General features: G+C 48.2%; 18 protein-coding genes. 14 read left to right on the top strand and 4 right to left on the bottom strand.

From position 1 onward, the window contains the following. Positions 1–11 precede the first annotated feature (11 nt). From RSA72_RS10140 to RSA72_RS10115, 6 genes are all read left to right on the top strand, one after another. Positions 12–617, top strand: a complete 606-nt coding sequence (locus RSA72_RS10140) for a glutathione S-transferase family protein (protein WP_332633139.1) — start codon at positions 12–14, stop codon at positions 615–617. Between the two features lie 421 nt (positions 618–1,038). Continuing rightward, entirely contained in the window at positions 1,039–1,836 is a 798-nt protein-coding gene (locus tag RSA72_RS10135) for a 2-keto-4-pentenoate hydratase (RefSeq protein ID WP_332633137.1), read from the top strand. A 25-nt stretch (positions 1,837–1,861) separates the two neighbouring features. Further along, positions 1,862–2,758 (top strand): acetaldehyde dehydrogenase (acetylating), encoded by an 897-nt coding sequence (locus RSA72_RS10130; protein WP_332633134.1) that lies wholly within the window; start codon positions 1,862–1,864, stop codon positions 2,756–2,758. 10 nt (positions 2,759–2,768) lie between these two features. Further along, positions 2,769–3,788 carry a 4-hydroxy-2-oxovalerate aldolase gene (dmpG, locus tag RSA72_RS10125; protein WP_332633132.1) on the top strand — a complete coding sequence of 340 codons (1,020 nt, stop codon included), beginning with the start codon at positions 2,769–2,771 and terminating at the stop codon, positions 3,786–3,788. Between the two features lie 976 nt (positions 3,789–4,764). Further along, positions 4,765–6,003 carry an OprD family outer membrane porin gene (locus RSA72_RS10120; RefSeq protein ID WP_332624178.1) on the top strand — a complete coding sequence of 413 codons (1,239 nt, stop codon included), beginning with the start codon at positions 4,765–4,767 and terminating at the stop codon, positions 6,001–6,003. A 281-nt stretch (positions 6,004–6,284) separates the two neighbouring features. Further along, positions 6,285–7,145, top strand: coding sequence for an alpha/beta fold hydrolase (locus tag RSA72_RS10115; protein ID WP_332624177.1), 861 nt, complete (start codon positions 6,285–6,287; stop codon positions 7,143–7,145). Between the two features lie 85 nt (positions 7,146–7,230). On the opposite strand, the gene RSA72_RS10110 is transcribed toward RSA72_RS10115, so the two are convergent. Together RSA72_RS10110 and hcaR are read right to left on the bottom strand one after the other, a co-directional pair. Then, entirely contained in the window at positions 7,231–7,908 is a 678-nt protein-coding gene (locus RSA72_RS10110; RefSeq protein WP_332624179.1) for a DUF1345 domain-containing protein, read from the bottom strand. A 311-nt stretch (positions 7,909–8,219) separates the two neighbouring features. Further along, positions 8,220–9,125 (bottom strand): DNA-binding transcriptional regulator HcaR, encoded by a 906-nt coding sequence (gene hcaR / locus RSA72_RS10105; RefSeq protein WP_332624176.1) that lies wholly within the window; start codon positions 9,123–9,125, stop codon positions 8,220–8,222. Between the two features lie 281 nt (positions 9,126–9,406). Here hcaR and hcaE point away from each other — a divergent pair, with 281 nt between their 5' ends. From hcaE to RSA72_RS10070, 7 genes are all read left to right on the top strand, one after another. Further along, a complete protein-coding gene (gene hcaE, locus RSA72_RS10100; protein WP_332633130.1) occupies positions 9,407–10,774 on the top strand; it encodes a 3-phenylpropionate/cinnamic acid dioxygenase subunit alpha in 1,368 nt (455 codons plus the stop codon). Beyond that, on the top strand, positions 10,771–11,289 hold the full coding sequence (gene hcaF / locus RSA72_RS10095; protein ID WP_332623579.1) for a 3-phenylpropionate/cinnamic acid dioxygenase subunit beta: 519 nt from the start codon (positions 10,771–10,773) through the stop codon (positions 11,287–11,289). The genes hcaE and hcaF overlap by 4 nt, the downstream gene beginning before the upstream one ends. Beyond that, complete coding sequence (gene hcaC, locus RSA72_RS10090) at positions 11,289–11,615, top strand: 3-phenylpropionate/cinnamic acid dioxygenase ferredoxin subunit (protein WP_332623580.1); 327 nt, start codon at positions 11,289–11,291, stop codon at positions 11,613–11,615. Before hcaF ends, hcaC begins: the two co-directional genes overlap by 1 nt. Before the next feature lie 2 nt (positions 11,616–11,617). Then, entirely contained in the window at positions 11,618–12,433 is an 816-nt protein-coding gene (gene hcaB, locus RSA72_RS10085) for a 3-phenylpropionate-dihydrodiol/cinnamic acid-dihydrodiol dehydrogenase (protein WP_332623581.1), read from the top strand. A 184-nt stretch (positions 12,434–12,617) separates the two neighbouring features. After that, on the top strand, positions 12,618–13,583 hold the full coding sequence (locus RSA72_RS10080) for a 3-carboxyethylcatechol 2,3-dioxygenase (RefSeq protein WP_332623582.1): 966 nt from the start codon (positions 12,618–12,620) through the stop codon (positions 13,581–13,583). A 5-nt stretch (positions 13,584–13,588) separates the two neighbouring features. Then, positions 13,589–14,827: a 3-phenylpropionate/cinnamic acid dioxygenase ferredoxin--NAD(+) reductase subunit gene (gene hcaD, locus RSA72_RS10075; protein ID WP_332623583.1), complete on the top strand. Its 1,239-nt coding sequence runs from the start codon at positions 13,589–13,591 to the stop codon at positions 14,825–14,827. A gap of 146 nt (positions 14,828–14,973) precedes the next feature. Further along, on the top strand, positions 14,974–15,888 hold the full coding sequence (locus RSA72_RS10070; RefSeq protein WP_332623584.1) for a DMT family transporter: 915 nt from the start codon (positions 14,974–14,976) through the stop codon (positions 15,886–15,888). 12 nt (positions 15,889–15,900) lie between these two features. Here RSA72_RS10070 and RSA72_RS10065 read toward each other — a convergent pair whose 3' ends face one another. Continuing rightward, positions 15,901–16,317 (bottom strand): DoxX-like family protein, encoded by a 417-nt coding sequence (locus tag RSA72_RS10065; protein WP_332623585.1) that lies wholly within the window; start codon positions 16,315–16,317, stop codon positions 15,901–15,903. Continuing rightward, positions 16,307–16,750 (bottom strand): thiol-disulfide oxidoreductase DCC family protein, encoded by a 444-nt coding sequence (locus RSA72_RS10060; RefSeq protein WP_332623586.1) that lies wholly within the window; start codon positions 16,748–16,750, stop codon positions 16,307–16,309. Before RSA72_RS10060 ends, RSA72_RS10065 begins: the two co-directional genes overlap by 11 nt. 698 nt (positions 16,751–17,448) lie before the next feature. Between RSA72_RS10060 and RSA72_RS10055 the strand changes: the two genes are divergently transcribed. Continuing rightward, positions 17,449–17,969, top strand: a 521-nt coding sequence (locus RSA72_RS10055) for a peroxidase family protein (protein WP_332633128.1), incomplete at its 3' end; no start/stop codon positions are given.

Raw genomic sequence — 17,969 nt, 5'->3', positions numbered from 1 at the left:
AGGATAGAACAATGGCTTTAACTTTATATACCAATACGCAATCTCGTGGCGTTGTGGTGGATTGGCTCATTCTTGATTTGGGGATTGAGGTCGAGCGCATAGAAGTCGCCTATGGCGCAGAAATGAAATCAGCTGAATTTTTAAAACTCAACCCTTTTGGCAAAGTGCCAGTTTTGGTTGATGGCGATGTGGTAATTTATGAGCTAGATGCCATTTGTGCATATTTGGCAGATCGATTCTCTGAAAAAGGTTTAGCCCCTGCACTGAATGATCCGAAAAGAGGTTTATATTATCGTTGGTTGTTTTTTGGCTCAGGCCCGTTTGCAGCCGCCTCTGACAATGAACATTTAAAAGTTCAAGTTGCACCAGAGCAAAAAATGTTTATGGGGTATGGCGATTATCAGGATACCTATCAAGCCTTGATTCAAGGTTTGGAACAAGCAAGCCCTTATTTATGCGGCTCACAGTTTACGGCAGCCGATATCAGTTTAGGCGCAATGATCATGTGGCAGTTAAAAATGAATTTATTAAAACCACATCCTGCGATTGAGCGTTATGTATTGGCCATACAACAACGTGAAAGTTTAAAGAATAATCCGGCTTTATTTGCAGCATAAAACCATTTTACTCCGATAAGCCTCTTATAAAAGAGGCTTATTTTTTGTGGTAAATATTATACAAATAGACGCCTTGCTTATTATTTTTTAGTCGTAGATGAAAATTTCGATTGACATATACATAGCTAAATTCTGAATGATTTTGTCATTTTTCTCTTTGATTTTTCTACGCTGTTTATGTTGATGGATAAAAAAAAGATTTATAGGTTCTAGCTATTGTCATAAATAAAATAAGTATTGGCGTAAAGCCCGCAATTTTCCGATGCTTAAGCGGTCTAAAACATACTCGTTTTTAGTGGTGGTTCGGGACAGCCCTCAGTTTTTCCTTCGGTCATTTGCGTGGTCAATTCTGACTGTATCTTGATTTCCCTTGCTCGCTAAAACGGTATCTGTCTCTATTTTGCAGTTTAAGGAAAGCTAGATGTCGAATTCTGCTGTTGTTGAATCTGTTGCACAGGCTTTACGCAATGCCGAATTATCAAAAACTGCGATTGCACCCATTCGCCCGCAGCTGGGCGGAGAGCAGGCAGGCGTCGATATTGCGTATGCGGTTCAGGAAGCCAATACCCGGCGCGCCTTGCAAGAAGGGCGCCGTCTAGTGGGACGTAAAATTGGCCTGACCTCTAAAGTCGTGCAGGCGCAGCTGGGGGTTGATCAGCCTGATTTCGGCATGCTGTTTGCCGATATGGCTTATGGCGATGGTGAAGCCATTCCAGCGGATTTGTTAATTCAGCCCAAAGTCGAAGCTGAAATCGCGTTAGTGATTAATAAAGATTTAACCCAAGAAAAACACAGCTACGCGGACATTATTAGCGCAACGGAATATGCCTTGCCTGCGATTGAAGTGGTCGATAGCCGTATTGAAAACTGGAAAATTTCACTGATTGATACTGTGGCGGACAATGCGTCTTCTGCGGCGTTTGTGTTGGGTTCACGTCCAGTGTCATTGGCACAACTAGATTTGGTCAATTGCAAAATGACCATGACCCGCGGCGATGAAGTGGTTTCGCAAGGTATTGGTAAAGCCTGCTTAGCCAATCCTTTAAATGCAGCAGTTTGGCTTGCCGATGAAATGGTGCGCCGCGGCCGTCCATTGCTTGCGGGGGACATCATTTTAACCGGTGCGTTGGGTCCAATGGTGATTGCGCAGCCGGGCGATGAATTCAAGGTCGAAATTGAAGGATTCGGTTCAGTCGTCGCTGCGTTTGCTGCGGAATAAATGTGAATTTTAAGAGAGTGAATGCATGAAAAAGATTAAATGTGCATTAATCGGTCCGGGAAATATCGGAACAGATTTATTGTATAAGTTGCAGCGTAGCGAATTTCTGGAACCTGTGTGGATGGTTGGGATTGACCCAACTTCGGAAGGTTTGGCACGTGCTGCCAGCATGGGCATCAAAACCACAGCAGAAGGCGTGGACGGTTTACTGCCACATGTGCTTGCAGATGAAATTCAGATTGCCTTTGATGCGACTTCAGCGTATGCGCATGCAGAAAACAGCCGCAAGTTGAATGAGTTGGGTGTACAGATGATTGATTTGACGCCTGCTGCGATTGGTCCATTTTGTGTGCCGCCAGTGAACTTGCAAGAATTGTTGGACGCAGGTGAGTTGCCGAATGTGAACATGGTGACTTGTGGTGGTCAAGCGACCATTCCCATGGTGGCTGCGATTTCGCGTGTACAACCTGTGAGCTATGGTGAAATTATTGCCACCGTTTCGACCAAATCGGTCGGTCCAGGGACACGTAAAAACATTGATGAATTTACCCGGACCACGGCAGGTGCGATTGAAAAAGTTGGCGGTGCAAAACAAGGTAAAGCCATCATCATTATTAACCCAGCCGAACCTCCACTCATGATGCGTGATACGGTGCATTGCTTGGTCGAAGGTGAACCTGATCAAGCAGCAATTACTGCATCGGTTCAAGCCATGATTGCCGAAGTTCAAAAATATGTACCCGGCTATAAATTGGTGAATGGCCCAGTATTTGATGGCAGCCGCGTGTCGGTATACCTTGAAGTGGAAGGCTTGGGTGATTTCTTGCCAAAATATGCAGGGAATTTGGACATTATGACTGCGGCAGCTGCGCGCACTGCGGAAATGTTTGCGGAACGTTTATTGGCTGCGGCTGAAGTATAAGGAGCAACCCATGTCTAAGATTATTGTGCATGATATGACTTTGCGTGATGGGATGCATCCACAGCGCCATCAAACAACTGTTGAGCAAATGATTGCAATTTCCACTGCATTGGATGATGCAGGTGTACCGCTGATTGAAGTGACGCATGGCGACGGTTTAGGCGGTTCATCGGTGAACTACGGTTTTGCTGCAGCAACTGATGAAGAATATTTGTCAGCGGTTGTTCCGCGCATGAAAAACGCCAAAGTTTCGGCATTGCTGTTGCCGGGAATTGGCACGGTTGATCATTTAAAAATGGCGCATGAGATTGGCGTTTCGACCATCCGTGTGGCGACCCACTGTACTGAAGCGGATTGCTCAGAACAGCATATTACTGCAGCACGCCAGCTTGGGATGGACACCGTTGGCTTCTTGATGTTGGCGCATATGGCATCGCCTGCTCAATTGCTTGAAGAAGCGAAAAAGATGGTGTCTTATGGCGCGAACTGTATTTATGTGACTGATTCGGCAGGTTATATGCTGCCGCAAGATGTCACAGACCGCGTGGGCTTGCTCCGTCAAGAGCTGGACAGCAGCATTGAACTGGGTTTCCATGGTCACCATAACTTGGGTATGGGCGTGGCAAATACAGTAGCCGCAGTTGATGCAGGTGCAATTCGTGTGGACTTGGCTGCTGCTGGTTTAGGTGCGGGTGCAGGCAATACACCACTGGAATTGTTCATTGCGGTGGCTAACCGTATGGGCTTAGAAACAGGCGTGGACTTGTTTAAAGTACAGGACGTGGCAGAGGATTTGGTCATTCCAATGATGCTGAACCCAATTCGTGCTGACCGAGATGCCGCGACTTTAGGTTATGCAGGGGTATATTCATCGTTCCTATTGTTTGCGAAACGTGCGGAAGCAAAATACGGTGTGTCTGCACGTGAAATTTTAATGGAGTTGGGTCGCCGCGGTACGGTGGGTGGTCAGGAAGATATGATTGAAGATTTGGCATTGACCATGTCTAAAGCGAAGGCAGCTTTGGTTTAAACTGATTAATATGTATTTGAAAGGCGTCCTTTGGGCTAATGCCAGTCAGTTAAGAAACTGACTGGCTTTTTCTTTTTAAATTCTTAAGTTTCAGCGCTTGCATTGCCGTATTTTTGCTTTATAAAGTCTAAACGCCTTTGCGTAGGCAAGATCCGACTTTGGAAAGACCTAAAGTCGGCAAAAGTCTTTTGTTGCCCATACACAGCATCCAAAGCTGATTTTACTCAGCTATGAAACAACAGTAGCTTTAGCTATTGAAAGATTTCATAGCAAGTAGCTCTAGACGTAGGGATATTTGCTTAAAATACTGCGATTGAATTATAAAGTTCTTCTATTAGGGCTCTTGTAAAAGTCAAAAAATGATCATTCATTGGCAATAAAATGAGTGTTGAAAAAAGTCCTTTCTCCTTTGGGGGAGACGGTTAGGATGAGGGGGATTCTTCATATAAATCCTCTCCCTAGCCCTCTCCTTTAAAAAGGAGAGGGAACTTTCATTGTGATCTCAATACAGCTCAAAAAACGAATTATGCAAGAACTCTATTTTATATCGCATTTAATAAATCAGACTTTTCTCATTTCTAGTTGCACACCCATCCAGTTTTAAAGCTATTCAACTTCATCATGCACATATAGAAAATAGCTGTGATATGAGCGTTATTTCTTATCAGTCTACACCGCTATGAGAAAATGGAATCTAAAAACTTAAACAAAAAAACGCTTAATGATTAAAACCATTCAGAAAAGAAATCGGTTTTAGCCTCAAAATGACAGGTAGACTCAATCTCTCATCAGCTCTTCTGAAATTTAACTTAAAGGGAGTTATTGTAATTTTATCTAAATGAAAAAAGCGCGGTGCCTGCCTTTGGTTTTATATTGCGCTGAGCCGCATTTTCTTAAGACTGTGGTCGGATTTTTTCTGCACGGCGAGTTCCGCATGATGACCTTATAGCTTAATGTGATCATTGGAATATATCTCATGCGTCGTCAAATTTTATGGACAGCCATCTGTGCCGCAATTGCGGCATCAGGTACAACTGCAGCGAATGCAGACTTTATCGACGATAGCCAAGTCCAGTTAAAATTCAGAAATTTCTATTTAGACCGTCAGTACGAAACGCTGCCGCAAAACAATTGGGGCAGCTGGTCGCAAGGCATTACCTTGGATGCAAAATCAGGTTATGCCCAAATTGGCGCATTGCAGGTGGGTGCGGATGTTTTGGCGCAGCATGCTTTTTGTTTAAATGGGCGCGATAAAAATGCCGATTGGGTCTTGCCGCATAATGGACAGGAACAAGCCAGAAATTTCGGAAAAGTCGGCGCGACCTTAAAAGCCAAACTGTCAAAAACGGAACTGAAAGTGGGTGAGTTGCTGCCTGTTTCTCCTGTATTGGTGTTTGATCCATCACGTCAGTTGCTGACCACCTATCGTGGCGCATGGTTAGAATCGAAAGAGCTTAAAGATACCAAATTGAGCTTGGCGTATATTGATGGCATTAATGCGCGGTATGACAATCAATTTCAGGATTTAAGCCTATTCCCAAACAATAATCCGCATACCGCCAAAGCAGCGGATGGCATGTATATCGCAGGCATTGATCATCAGTTTAATCCTGAGCTTGGCGCCAGCTATTGGTATGCCGATGTCCAAGACATTTACCAACAGCATTATGCCGGTCTCAATTACAACACCACGCTGGGTGCAAACACTAAGCTGGCAAGCCATGTGCGTTATTTTGACAACTCAGCGTCTGGCGACAAGCTGTATGGTGAGATTGACAACCAAGCCCTGTCGATGGGAGCCAAGTTCAGCCATGGCGCGCACAGTATAGGTCTGGGCTATCAGCAAATGTTTGGGGAAAATAATTTCCCAACATTGGCAGGTTGGGTACCGCAGCCGTATTTAGTGAATTGGTCTGTTGCAACCTTTACCAATGCCAAAGAGAAATCTTGGAATGTTTCTTATGGATATGATTTTGCTGAATTAGGACTAAAAGGCTTGAATGCCAATGCGATTTACTTTGCAGGCTTTGATGCCAAAGCGGGCGGCAAGACTGATCAGGACGAACAAGAGCTGAACTTGATTGTGAATTACACTGTACCTGAAGGCAAATTCAAAGGTTTGGGCGTTCAGGCGATGTATATCGACACGGACTACGACTGGAAAAGCGATTTAAAAGAATACCGCGTAGCCACGACCTACAGTTATAAATTCTAATCTTAAGCAAAATGAACAGGGCGATTCAAAAAGAATCGCCCTTTTTCTGCAGAGAAGCTTTGATGTGCAGCGAATAGGCTGAGCAGAGAGTTTTTGAAAATATATTGTTTATAAACATGTGTTTAAATAATCGTTTTTTTGTAGGGTGTGATCGGAAACAACTATCAGTTGCTTGGTTTTGAACAGGTAAGATGGAGCAGTAAAACCTGACGAAATGAACGCATTGATCTGCAGCTGGATGCATAAAACCAGACAGATCTAAGGCTGTACGAGGAGTATGTATGAGCACGGTCCAAATCCCGAATTACGCCACCGACCCATTTTTTGGTTTGGAAGATAAATGGATTGAAACGGCTGAAGGTGAGTTAACCCATTACCATGAATTGGGTGAAGGTACGCCAATTTTATTTTTACATGGATCAGGCACAGGTGTTTCGGCAGCTGCCAACTGGTGGCTGAACTTGCCGCAGATTGCCGAGCAGGCCCGCTGTATCGCCATCGACTCGATTGGCTACGGTCAAACCGTTGTGGCTGAAGGCACAGCTTATGGAATTCGAGCGTGGGTAGATCACGCAGTCCGTACACTGGATGCATTGGGCATTGAAAAAACCTGGCTGGTGGGCAATTCATTGGGCGGCTGGTTAGCCTTTCAAATGGTGTTGGACTATCCAGAACGTGTGTTAGGTATTGTTTCGATGGGTACAGGCGGGGCCAAGCAAACCGCGGCGCTGAAAGCCCATGCCAACCCAGTGTTGACCGAAGAAGGCATTAAAAACACTTTGTCGATGTTTGTGGTGGATAAAAGCTTGATTACAGATGAGCTGGTCAAAGTGCGTTATGAAGCGGCCAAAAATGACTATGCTTCAGACCGTTTAATGGATGTAGTGGGCGCGCGTGACCGTGACCGCTTCGAGTTCCCGCTGGATTTTGACAAGATGAAAGACATTCAAGTGCCTGTGCTGCTGATTCATGGCGTGCAGGATGTGGTGATTCCAGTGTCGCGCTCATGGGATATTTTAAATACGGTGCCATTCGCCGATTCGCATATTTTCAGCCAGTGCGGACACTGGTCGCAAGTGGAAAAAGCGGATGAGTTTAATACCGTCATTAAGGATTATTTAAGCGCGCGCGGCGTGAAATAATTTCTGCGCTGAGGCGAAGCAGGGATGGCGCAGGCCATCCTTTTTTATGCCTTTTTAAAGACGGCAGATGCAGATAAACAATGGATTAAAGCGTGATGAAACCCGCCGCGACATTGATGCTGATGGCTAAAATTGAGGTGTTAAACCCATAAGCCAAAATAATATGCAGAATATTCAGAATGCGCATAGGGCGCGAGGTAATAGAAACATCTGCTGTTTGCGCCGAGGTGCCAATCACATAACTAAAGTATAAGAAGTCGGGATCGGTCGGCTGTGCGGTTTTCGGAAAGTCTAAGCCTGCATCTTGCTGGTCGGCGAGGGCGAGATAATAGTCATGCGCATAATGAATAGCAAACACGGTATGCATAAAAAACCATGCACTAATAATGGTCAGCAAAGACAGAGCCAAGTGTCCATATTTGATGGTTGGATCATTGGGGAGATGGGTTAATTCCAGCACAATCGCAATTAAACACATCCCCAATGTCATGATTACCAATAGCAGAATCAGCCATTTGCTGGCGTCCTGCTGCTGCGCGCGCTGCAGAATGTGCAGGTGGTCTGCATGCCAGAGCTTGCGCATGGTGAAAATCAGATAGCAGGAAACCGCAATATTCCAGCTGATCAGCAGGCAGGTCGACCAGGTCCACGGGCTGAACAGCTGCAGGGCGCCGTACAGCAGAATGGCCATTAAAAAGGACACAAAGAAATAAGGACGGTATTGCACGCCAGCTTTAAGGCTGAAAAACGGCTGAAGCTTCATCATGCATCCTTAATTCTTGAGTTCTTAGTGCTGCCAAGAATGAATCTAGCGCAGATTGCTGTGAATAGTCCAACCTGGCTGCGCTGCCGGCATTAGACTTAAGTGGTAATTTAGCCGGCGCGCTATACAGTTTATGAATCTATAAACTGAAAATTATAAGTTATTTTCCATCAAAGGCTGGGCGCTGATAGGCAAACTGCATCAGGATAATGCGGTTTTTTTATGCAAAACGGGTGTTTCTTGCGCAAAAAAAGCGCCATTATCAATCCAGAAAATGACGGCGCTGCTGGCTGCAGGGCTTGGGGCGCAAGCTAGGCCTGATCGCGGGTAATGTCCAGATAGAAAACCCGGGTCAGCAGCTCAATGAATTTCTGCACGGCGGCCGAGCTGCTGTTTTTGCGGCTGCTGACATACAGGTCCAGGTACGGCAGTTCAATATCCAGCGGGCGGATTACGGTATTGCTCATGGTCAGCGGCGCAATGTAGCCCGGCAGGATGGTGCAGCCGAGGCCCATGCCGATCGAGTTGATATTGAACAGGATGTTGTCGGCTTTCTGGACAATATTGAACTCAATATTATTGGCTTTGGCGAAATCCAGAATTGCCGTATGCAGGGTCAGGGACTGTTCGGCTGCCGGAATAATAAAGTCAATGCCGTTCAATGCCTTGACGGGAATGCGCTCATATTTGGCCAAGGGATGGTCTTGCGGCAAAAGAAAAATCAGCGGTTCGCGCAGCACGAACTGGCTTTCAATTTCATCATTATGGAAATTATGCCGGGTAAAGGTAATGTCCAGTTCGCCTTTTTTCAGCAGCTTCATCTGCTCAAGGTTGTTGAGGCTCAGCAGCTCAATCTTCAGATCCGGATTCTGCACGCGCAGGTTCGGCAGCACATAAGGGAAGATTTTCATTTCCGCCACAGGCACAAAGCCGATGCGCAGCATCTGCTGCTTGGCCTGGGACACCTGGCGCGCCATGGCAATGGCTTTGTCGGCCTGCGCCAGCGTTAAGCGGGCCTGCTCCAGAAATACGGCGCCTTCTTCCGTCAGCTCGACTTTGCGCTTGGTGCGGTGCAGCAGGCGCACCCCGACATCCTCTTCCAGATCCTTAATCTGCTGGCTGAGCGAAGGCTGAGCAGTGTAAAGCTTAAGCGCGGCCCTGCTGAAATTGAGTTCTTCAGCAACCGTAATGAAGTAGCGCAGGTGTCGTAATTCCATATAATCCGCCCAGTGAGTAATCCAAAAAATGTCTTACTATAATTTCGCGCCAGTATAATCTATAAACAACTATGCCGTGAAGATGATTTTGATATTTAGAAAATAAATGGGCTTAGCGCGCTTAGGGCTGTTGCAATATCAGCAGCTGCTGTTCTAGTAAGCGCTTAAACCTATTAATTGAAACAAAAAAAATATTTCACCAAAACCTGCTGAAAATCCATCATCGCTGAAAAGTTGAGTCTATTTACGTTGTGCCGCTGCCGGTCACAGGAGAGCTTTTCATGAATGGAAAAATTGATGTGCGTGAAATTGACGCTTTAGTCGATGCACAAAATGGCCGCATCTCGCCGTCGATCTACACTGACCCGGATCTGTACGAACTCGAGCTTGAGCGCGTGTTCGGCCGCACTTGGCTGTTCCTGTGCCATGAAAGCCAAATTCCTAAGGCGGGCGACTTTTTCAATACCTACATGGGTGAAGACCCGATTATTGTGGCGCGCCAAAAAGACGGCTCAATCAAAGCATTTCTCAACCAGTGCCGGCACCGCTCTATGCGGGTCAGCTTTGCCGACTGCGGCAATACCCGCGCCTTTACCTGTCCATATCATGGCTGGTCATATGGCGTGGATGGTTCCCTGAAAGATATTCCGCTGGAAGACCGCGCCTTCCCGCAAGGCGCCTGCAAAGAGCAATGGGGGCTGGTGCAAGTCAACCGCGTTGAGTCTTATAAGGGGCTGATTTTCGGCTGCTGGGATGAAACTACACCTGATTTAATCGAATACATGGGCGATATCGCCTGGTATCTGGATGGCGTACTCGACCGCCGCCCGGGCGGGACTGAAATCATTGGCGGTGTGCACAAGTGGGAAATCGAATGCAACTGGAAGTTTGCTGCGGAACAGTTTGCTTCAGACCAGTATCACGCCTTGTTCTCACATGCCTCTGCGATTCAAGTTTTGGGTGCAAAACCGGATGATGACTCTTCTAAAAAATTAGGCGCTGCGCAAACCGCGCGGCCAGTCTGGGAAACCGCCAAAGACGCCATCCAATACGGTTCACGCGGGCATGGCTCAGGCTTCTTCTTTACTGAAAAACCCGATGCAAACGTCTGGGTGGATGGTGAGGTGGCGAATTACTTCCGTGAAACTTTTGAGGAAGTCAAAGAACGCTTGGGCGAAGTCCGTGCGCTGCGCCTTGCGGGGCATAACACCATGTTCCCGACCATGTCTTGGCTGAACGGCACAGCAACCCTGCGGGTCTGGCATCCGCGCGGTCCAAACAAAACTGAAGTCTGGGCATTCTGCATTGCCGATGCTGAAGCCTCTCAAGAAGTCAAAGAAGCCTTTGAGCGTTCTGCAACGCGCGCCTTTGGGCCGGCCGGTTTCCTTGAGCAAGATGACTCGGAAAACTGGATTGAAATCCAAAAAGTCTTACGCGGTTATAAAGCGCGCAACAACCCCTTGATCATGGAAATGGGCTTGGGCAATGAAAAAGTCCGTGAAGACGGCATTCCGGGCATTACCAACTATATTTTCTCTGAAACGGCAGCGCGCGGGATGTACCGCCGCTGGGCAGATTTGTTGATCCATGAAACATGGGAAGAGGTCGAGAAAGCCGCGGATGACTATGAGCAGGAGCTGATGAAATGAGCCAGATCAGTTTAGAACTTCAGCATCAGATCAGCCAGTTCCTTTACCGTGAAGCAAAGCTGCTGGACGACTGGAAATTCCGCGAGTGGCTGGACGTCTTGGCGGACGATATTGCCTATACCTTGCGCACCACGCCAAACGCGCAAACCCGCGACCGCCGCCGTTCAGTTGAACCGCCAACCACTTGGGTATTTAACGATACCAAAGACTTGCTGGAACGCCGTGTGGCGCGTCTTGAAACCGGGATGGCGTGGGCTGAAGAGCCGCCATCACGCACCACCCACATGGTGTCAAACATTATTGTTGAAGCGGCTGACGTCGAGGGCGAGTACGATGTCTACGTCACCTATTTACTGTACCGCACCCAGAAAGAAAAAGATGTCACCATCTACTGCGGTAAGCGTCATGACAAGATTCGCAAAGTCGGTACCGGGCAAGGCTTCCAGATTTTCAATCGTAAAATCACCTTAGACCAAGTGACTTACAACTCCCATAACCTGAGTGTGTTCTTCTAATGAATAAGATTTTTGTGTGCCAAATCGACGAATTAGACGAAGGCGAAGCATTGAAAGTGGACTGCGGCGTGAATGGCATTGAAGCGCTGGCAGTCTTCAACAATGGCGGTGAGTTCTTCGCCATGAATGACCGCTGTTCACATGGCAATGCCTCAATGTCTGAAGGTTATTTGGAGGATGACGGCACGGTGGAATGCCCGCTGCATTCAGCGCGTTTCTGTTTAACAACAGGTCAGGCTTTATGCCTGCCTGCAACCGATCCCATTCAGACCTTTCCTGTGATTGTGGAAGATGGGCAATTGTTTGTTGAGATGGCAGGGGCATAGGCATGGGATGGCTGCAAGGTGAAGTTGCCCTGATTACAGGCGGCGGCTCAGGTTTGGGTTGGGCATTGGTTGAGCGCTTTTTAGCAGAAGGCGCGCAGGTTGCGGTTCTTCAGCGTTCACAGGCCAAAGTGGAGGCATTGCAGGCGCATTTTGGTGACCGCATTCTTGCCATTGCGGGTGATGTGGCTTGCTATGAAGACAACGTCCGCGCCGTGAATGCCACGCTTGAGCGTTTTGGCAAACTGGACTGTTTTGTCGGCAATGCAGGCATTTGGGATCACTATGCCGATATCGTCAATACCTCAGGCGAGCAGCTGGAAAAAGCCTTTGATGAAATACTGGGCATTAATACCAAGTCGCTCATCTTAGGTGCGAAGGCTGCGCTGGATGCATTGATCGCTTCTGAAGGGTCGATCATATTTACTTTGTCTAATTCCGCCCTGTACTCGGCAGGCGGAGGCCCTGTGTATACAGCCTCTAAGCATGCAGGTGTGGGCGTGATGAAGGAATTGGCTTATGAACTTGCGCCTAAAGTGCGCGTGAATGCGGTGGCGCCATCGGGCATGAACGTCAATATCAAAGGAGCGACATCACTCGGTCAGGAAAATCTGGGTCTGCTGGATGCACGTGACCCTGAAAAAATCGCCCGCGGCATGCCGCTGAATTTCCTGCCTGAGCCTGAGGATATGACGGGTTCATACGTTCTGCTGGCATCGCGTCAAAACAACCGTCCACTGACCGGTGTTTTGATCAATGCGGAATGCGGGCTGGGAATCCGCGGTTTGCGCCAGCCCCGTGCAGGGTTCTTTGATGAGTGATTGATTCACTGAACTATTCATAGATTAAATCCTCCCCTTGCGAAACCGTGTTTCTCATCCTTTATAAAAGGAGGGAGTTTCACGAATCGAAATCGACATTTCATATTTGAAAGTTCCCCTCTTTTCAAAGAGGGGCTAGGGGAGATTCAGAAGTACAGACACTGCTTCAATTTCGGAGTCACACATGGCCGTTAAACTCATTTGTGCATCGCACAGTCCCTTAATGGAATTTGCTTCACCGCAAGAACAGCGCAAAGAACAAGCTGTGCGTGAGACTTTCGCAAAGCTGTCGAAGGAAGTTGAAGTTTACGATCCGACATTAATCATTACTTTTGGCCCAGACCATTTTAATGGATTTTTCTATGACCTGATGCCAAGTTTCTGTATTGGTATCCGTGCGCAAGCGGCAGGGGATTGGGACTACGGCAAAGACAATGCCCGCATCAATGTGCCTGAAGAAACCGCGCTTCATTTGGTGCGCCGTGTGCTCGATGAAGGTGTCGATGTTGCCTATTCCTACAGGATGCAAGCCGATCATGGCGTGACGCAGCCGCTGCATTTCCTGTGTGGCGGGCAGTTGGACCGCTATCCAACCATTCCGATTTTTATTAATGGGGCAGCTGCGCCGATGCCAACCACCAAGCGAACCATCGCTTTGGGGCGTGCGGTCGGACAGTTTATTCAGTCCTTAAATCTTGAAAATGAACGGGTGTTAATTTTAGGGACAGGCGGTTTATCGCATGATCCTCCGACACCACAAATGGGCGCTGTACCGCTAGAAGTAGAAGAGTTTTTGATTTGTGGACGTAACCCATCCGCAGAATCACGTAACAATCGTCAAGCCAAAATTATTGCGGTTGGGCAGAAACTGGCTGCGGGCGATCAATCTGTTGCCGTGCCACTCAATCCAGAATGGGATCGTGCATTGCTTGAAACATTGGCCAAAGCAGACTTCGCCACGATTGAAGCCATGACTGAAGCAGACATTCGCCGTGATGGTGGGCGTGGTGGTCAGGAAGTCCGTTCTTGGATGGTGGCATTTGCAGCCTTACATGAACTCGGCGAATACGAGATGACCACACATTGTTATGAAGACATCAGCGAGTGGATTGCGGGCTTTGGTATTGTATCGGCTGAGTTAAAAGGGTGAATCAAATGAGCAATATTGAAACCATTGTCATCGTCGGTGCGGGACAGGCGGGTGCGAGTGCGATTTTAGAACTTCGCGGTAACAAGTATGAGGGCAACATTATCCTGATTGGGGATGAAGTTCATTTGCCTTATGAACGTCCACCGTTGTCTAAAGATGTGATTTTAAAGCCTGAGGAAACCAAGGTTGAGATTTTATCTGAAGAGAAATTGGCGACTTCAGGTGTCACGCATATCCGTGGTAATGGCGTGGTAAAAATCAACCCTGAGGCAAAAACCGTTGAATTGCAAAAGGGAGATGTTATTGCTTATGACAAACTGCTCCTTGCGACTGGCGGTGCAGCACGTCGCCTGCCGAATTTCGATGCTTTAGGTAAACACGTTTATACCTTACGTAATCTGGAAGACTCTCAAGCACTAGTGCCTGTGCTACAAGCTGGACAGCGAATTGTCTTGATTGGTGGAGGGGTCATTGGATTGGAACTGGCTTCCTCTGCGCGTTTTAAAGATTGCCAAGTGACCGTGATTGAAATGGGACCAATGGTAATGGGACGTTCATCCCCGCAGATTTTGAGTGAGTTTTTATTGGCGCAGCAGCGCCTCGCTGGTGTCGATGTCCGCCTTTCAAGCTCAATTGCAAACTGCCGCCTTGAAGAAAATCAGGGCAGTGAAGAACTTGTGATCACGCTGGAAAGTGGTGAAGAACTGCGCGCAGATGCGGTGGTTTACGGCATTGGCATTGTGCCGAATGCACAGCTCGCGCTAGATGCTGGTTTAGCGGTGGAGGGTGCGATTCAGGTCAATGAAAACTGCCAAACTTCACATCCCGATATTTATGCCGCGGGTGATGTGGCCACGCAGCTTCGTGCGGATGGGCAGTACCGCCGTGTGGAAACGTGGGAAAATGCCAATCTGCAAGCAGGACTGTTTGCGCGCCATATTCTGGGCATTGAACATCCGGTGCCGAATCCTGCATGGTTCTGGACGGATCAGCTTGATATTAACTATCAGTTTGTAGGCGATATGGCAGCAAGTGAATGGCATGTGCGCGGGGAAATGGATGCAGCTTTAGGTTTAGCGTCTTCATTTGTATTGTTTGGTGTAACCGACGGCGTCATCGTGGGCGGAATTACCGTCAATGCAGCCAAAGAAATGCGCCATTTGAAAAAGATGATCGCCAAACAAGCCGTATTTGAAGCGGAAAAGCATCTTGATTTAAGCCTGGACTTGCGCAAAGCCGCCTAAGTCCTGCGCGCTTTAATCTAAGCAGGCCTCTGCGATGCGCCGGCCTGCTTTTTTATTGGGCCTGAAAAATCAGCACAGCGCAGTTGATCACGGAGCGGGCTTTATTTTGGGCCTTAGCTAGAATTTAACTTGCGGCAGAACAGCCTATGAACTCAAATTCATCCTCAATGCTCGCCACGGCCGGCATTTATGCTTTGCTGGTGCTGATTTGGGCTGCAACGCCGCTGGCGATTGTGTGGAGCGTGGCGGAAGTCCATCCCATGTGGGTGCTGATCATCCGCTATTTCGGCGCTTCGCTCATCGCATTGCTGCTGCTGAAGCTTATGCGTGATCCGCTGCCCTTTGATGCCGCCTCGCTGAAAAGCTATCTGGCGGGCAGCCTGAATTTAATCGGCGCGCAGCTGTTTATTTATCTGGCGGCCGGCTATCTGACCTCCGGCCTGATGGCGCTGCTTTTCGGCTTTTCGCCGCTGATTGCCGGCTTAATCGGCCATATGGTTTTAAAAACTCAGAAGCTGATCCGGCTGCAGTGGCTGGGCATGGCCATTGCGGTGGGCGGGCTCAGCTTTGTCTTTGCTGATTCTGCAGACAGCAGAGTCAACCCCATCGGCATTGCGCTGATGCTGATCAGCATTGTGTCCTATATCAGCTCAATCTTTTGGGTCAAGCGGATTGATGCGCCCCTCAGTCCGATGTCGCAGGCCACTGGTTCACTGATCATTTCCGCGCTTGGCTCGCTTGCATTGATCCCATTTATCTGGAGGCATTTCCCAGCGCAGCTGCCCGGCATGCATGCCGTCATCGGCTTCTTATTTACCATGATCATGTCGTCAATTGTCGCCATGTTGTGCTATTTCTGGCTGATCCGCCGTTTGGCGGCTTCAGCGGTAGCGCTGAGCAATGTGATGACCCCGGTGATTGCATTGGCTTTAGGCGCGGCGCTGAATCATGAACAGGTCAGCCCGCGGGCTTTTACCGGCATTGCAGCGGTGATGCTGGGCATTCTGATGTATTTCTGGACAGACTGGCGCCGGCAGTATTTTGCCAGATTCCCGCGCTAAGCTGCAGCGGAGTTAGCTTTCAGCCACTGGCCTTGGGGCTTCCGCAATCCGCAGCAGCTGGATTGCGCAGGCTGAAAGCGCCACCATCGCGCCATTCATGACAAAGGGGTTGAAAGCCTTGCTGAAATACAGCGGCTCCAGCGCAATGATCAGCAGGCTCAGGGCCAGCATCGCCAAAATATTCAGGCCATGCAGCAGCCGGGACGGCTTTAAAATCAGCAGCAGGCATCCGAAAATAATTTCCGCCGCGCCTGACAGCTGCATCAGCGTCAGCGCAAGGTCTGCATCAAAACCCTGCAGCAGCCAAATGCGCAGCTCATCCTGCGCCTGAAACAGAATTTTGGGCACCAGCCCCTGATAAATCCAGAGCGCAGCCAGGCTGAGCTGAACCGTCCGGATCGGCGCCTGCAGAGTCCGCTTAAGATTCACGGACAGCATCTTCCAGAAAATGGCGCTTATTTTCAGCGCAGGGAATCAGGCATTGATTGGTCTTGCCAAACAGCCGGTAGCGGTTCAGCGCCACCCGGCGGTAAAGGAAATCCCGCACGGGCCGCGGAATGGCGTAGCCCGCATCCATCAGGGCAAAGGGCCAGCCCAGATGATGCATGGCTTTCAGCAGCGCGGTGGATTCGGTATGCAGCTGGCCATTCAGAATGACAAGCATGGTGGTGTAATGCGCCGTAGACATGCCGTAGTGCTGAAGAATCGCTTCGCCCAGCGGCGACTGCGCAGAGGCCAGCTTGAATTTGGCCTGCGGATCATGCCGGATCAGAAATTTGGCCCAGCCATTGCAGATCACGCAAACGGCGTCAAACAGGATGATGTCATGCTGCTGAATGATGGCGGCGGTATGGTTTTGCATAGCTTTATTTATTGTTGATGCTTAAGGCCAATATAGCGGAGCTGCAGGGGGAAGGACAGGAAAATTTGCGCAGGTGGGCTAATGCTAATCAGTTAAGGAATTTTACAATAAACTCCTTAACTTTTTGGCCATTCACGGCGGAGTCTTACTGTTTTTAAATTCGATATTTGGAGCTCGTTTTGTTCTTTTGTTTTGCCAAAAGAACCAAAAACATTTGTCATCCGCGAAACCTGTTCACTTTCTGCACTTAAATAATTCTGTTGCAAAAACAGTCTATTTAAAAGGCCAGATAGGTTGCGGATGACGCTTCCGCGTATCAAATAAAATTTAGAATTTAAAAATAAAATGCCAGTCAATTTCTTAACTGACTGGCATTAAGCAGGCGGGCAGCTTTCTGCGGCAGCCGGACAGGAGGCTGCCGGGGCAAAATTCATGATTGGTTTATGCGCAGGGCTTAATCAAAATATTCAATCGCGCCTGCCGCTGCCCGCATCCGCGGCGGCGCTGCGGGAATTGCCACGCATCTTTTTGAAAAGTAAAAAATCTTTTTTTCTTAATGTGTTAGATAGGCGAATTCGATTGTATCCATTCGTTAAATTCGCTTTAGCTTGCAAAAGAAAAAAGCTATGTTGATGGAGTAAAGCATGCAGAAATAATTCAAGTAAAAAATCACTTTAAGACAATTGTGGAGCTTAAACATGACGGATAATTCGCAAGCTGCCGGCAAATGCCCCTTTCATCAGCAGGGTGGCAATACCAGCATCGCCAGCTCAAATGCCGATTGGTGGCCGAATGCCTTAAATCTAGATATCCTTTCGCAGCACGATAAAAAAACCAACCCGATGGATCCTGATTTCGACTATGCAGCCGCATTCAAATCATTGGATTTAGAAGCGGTGAAACAAGATCTTCGTGAACTCATCAACAGCAGCCAAGAATGGTGGCCATCTGACTATGGCAGTTACATTGGGATGTTTGTGCGTACCGCATGGCACTTGGCGGGTTCTTACCGTAAACAAGATGGACGTGGCGGTGCCAACACAGGGAACCAACGCTTTGCACCTCTCAACAGTTGGCCTGATAACGTCAACACCGATAAAGGCCGTCGCCTGCTTTGGCCAATCAAACGTAAATATGGCAACAAAATTTCATGGGGCGATTTAATCGTTCTTGCAGGGACCGTGGCTTATGAAGAAGCAGGTCTGAAAACCTTTGGTTT

The organism is Acinetobacter sp., assembly GCF_036659555.1.
Lineage (GTDB): Bacteria > Pseudomonadota > Gammaproteobacteria > Pseudomonadales > Moraxellaceae > Acinetobacter.
This window is presented reverse-complemented; position numbering and strand designations above follow the sequence as displayed.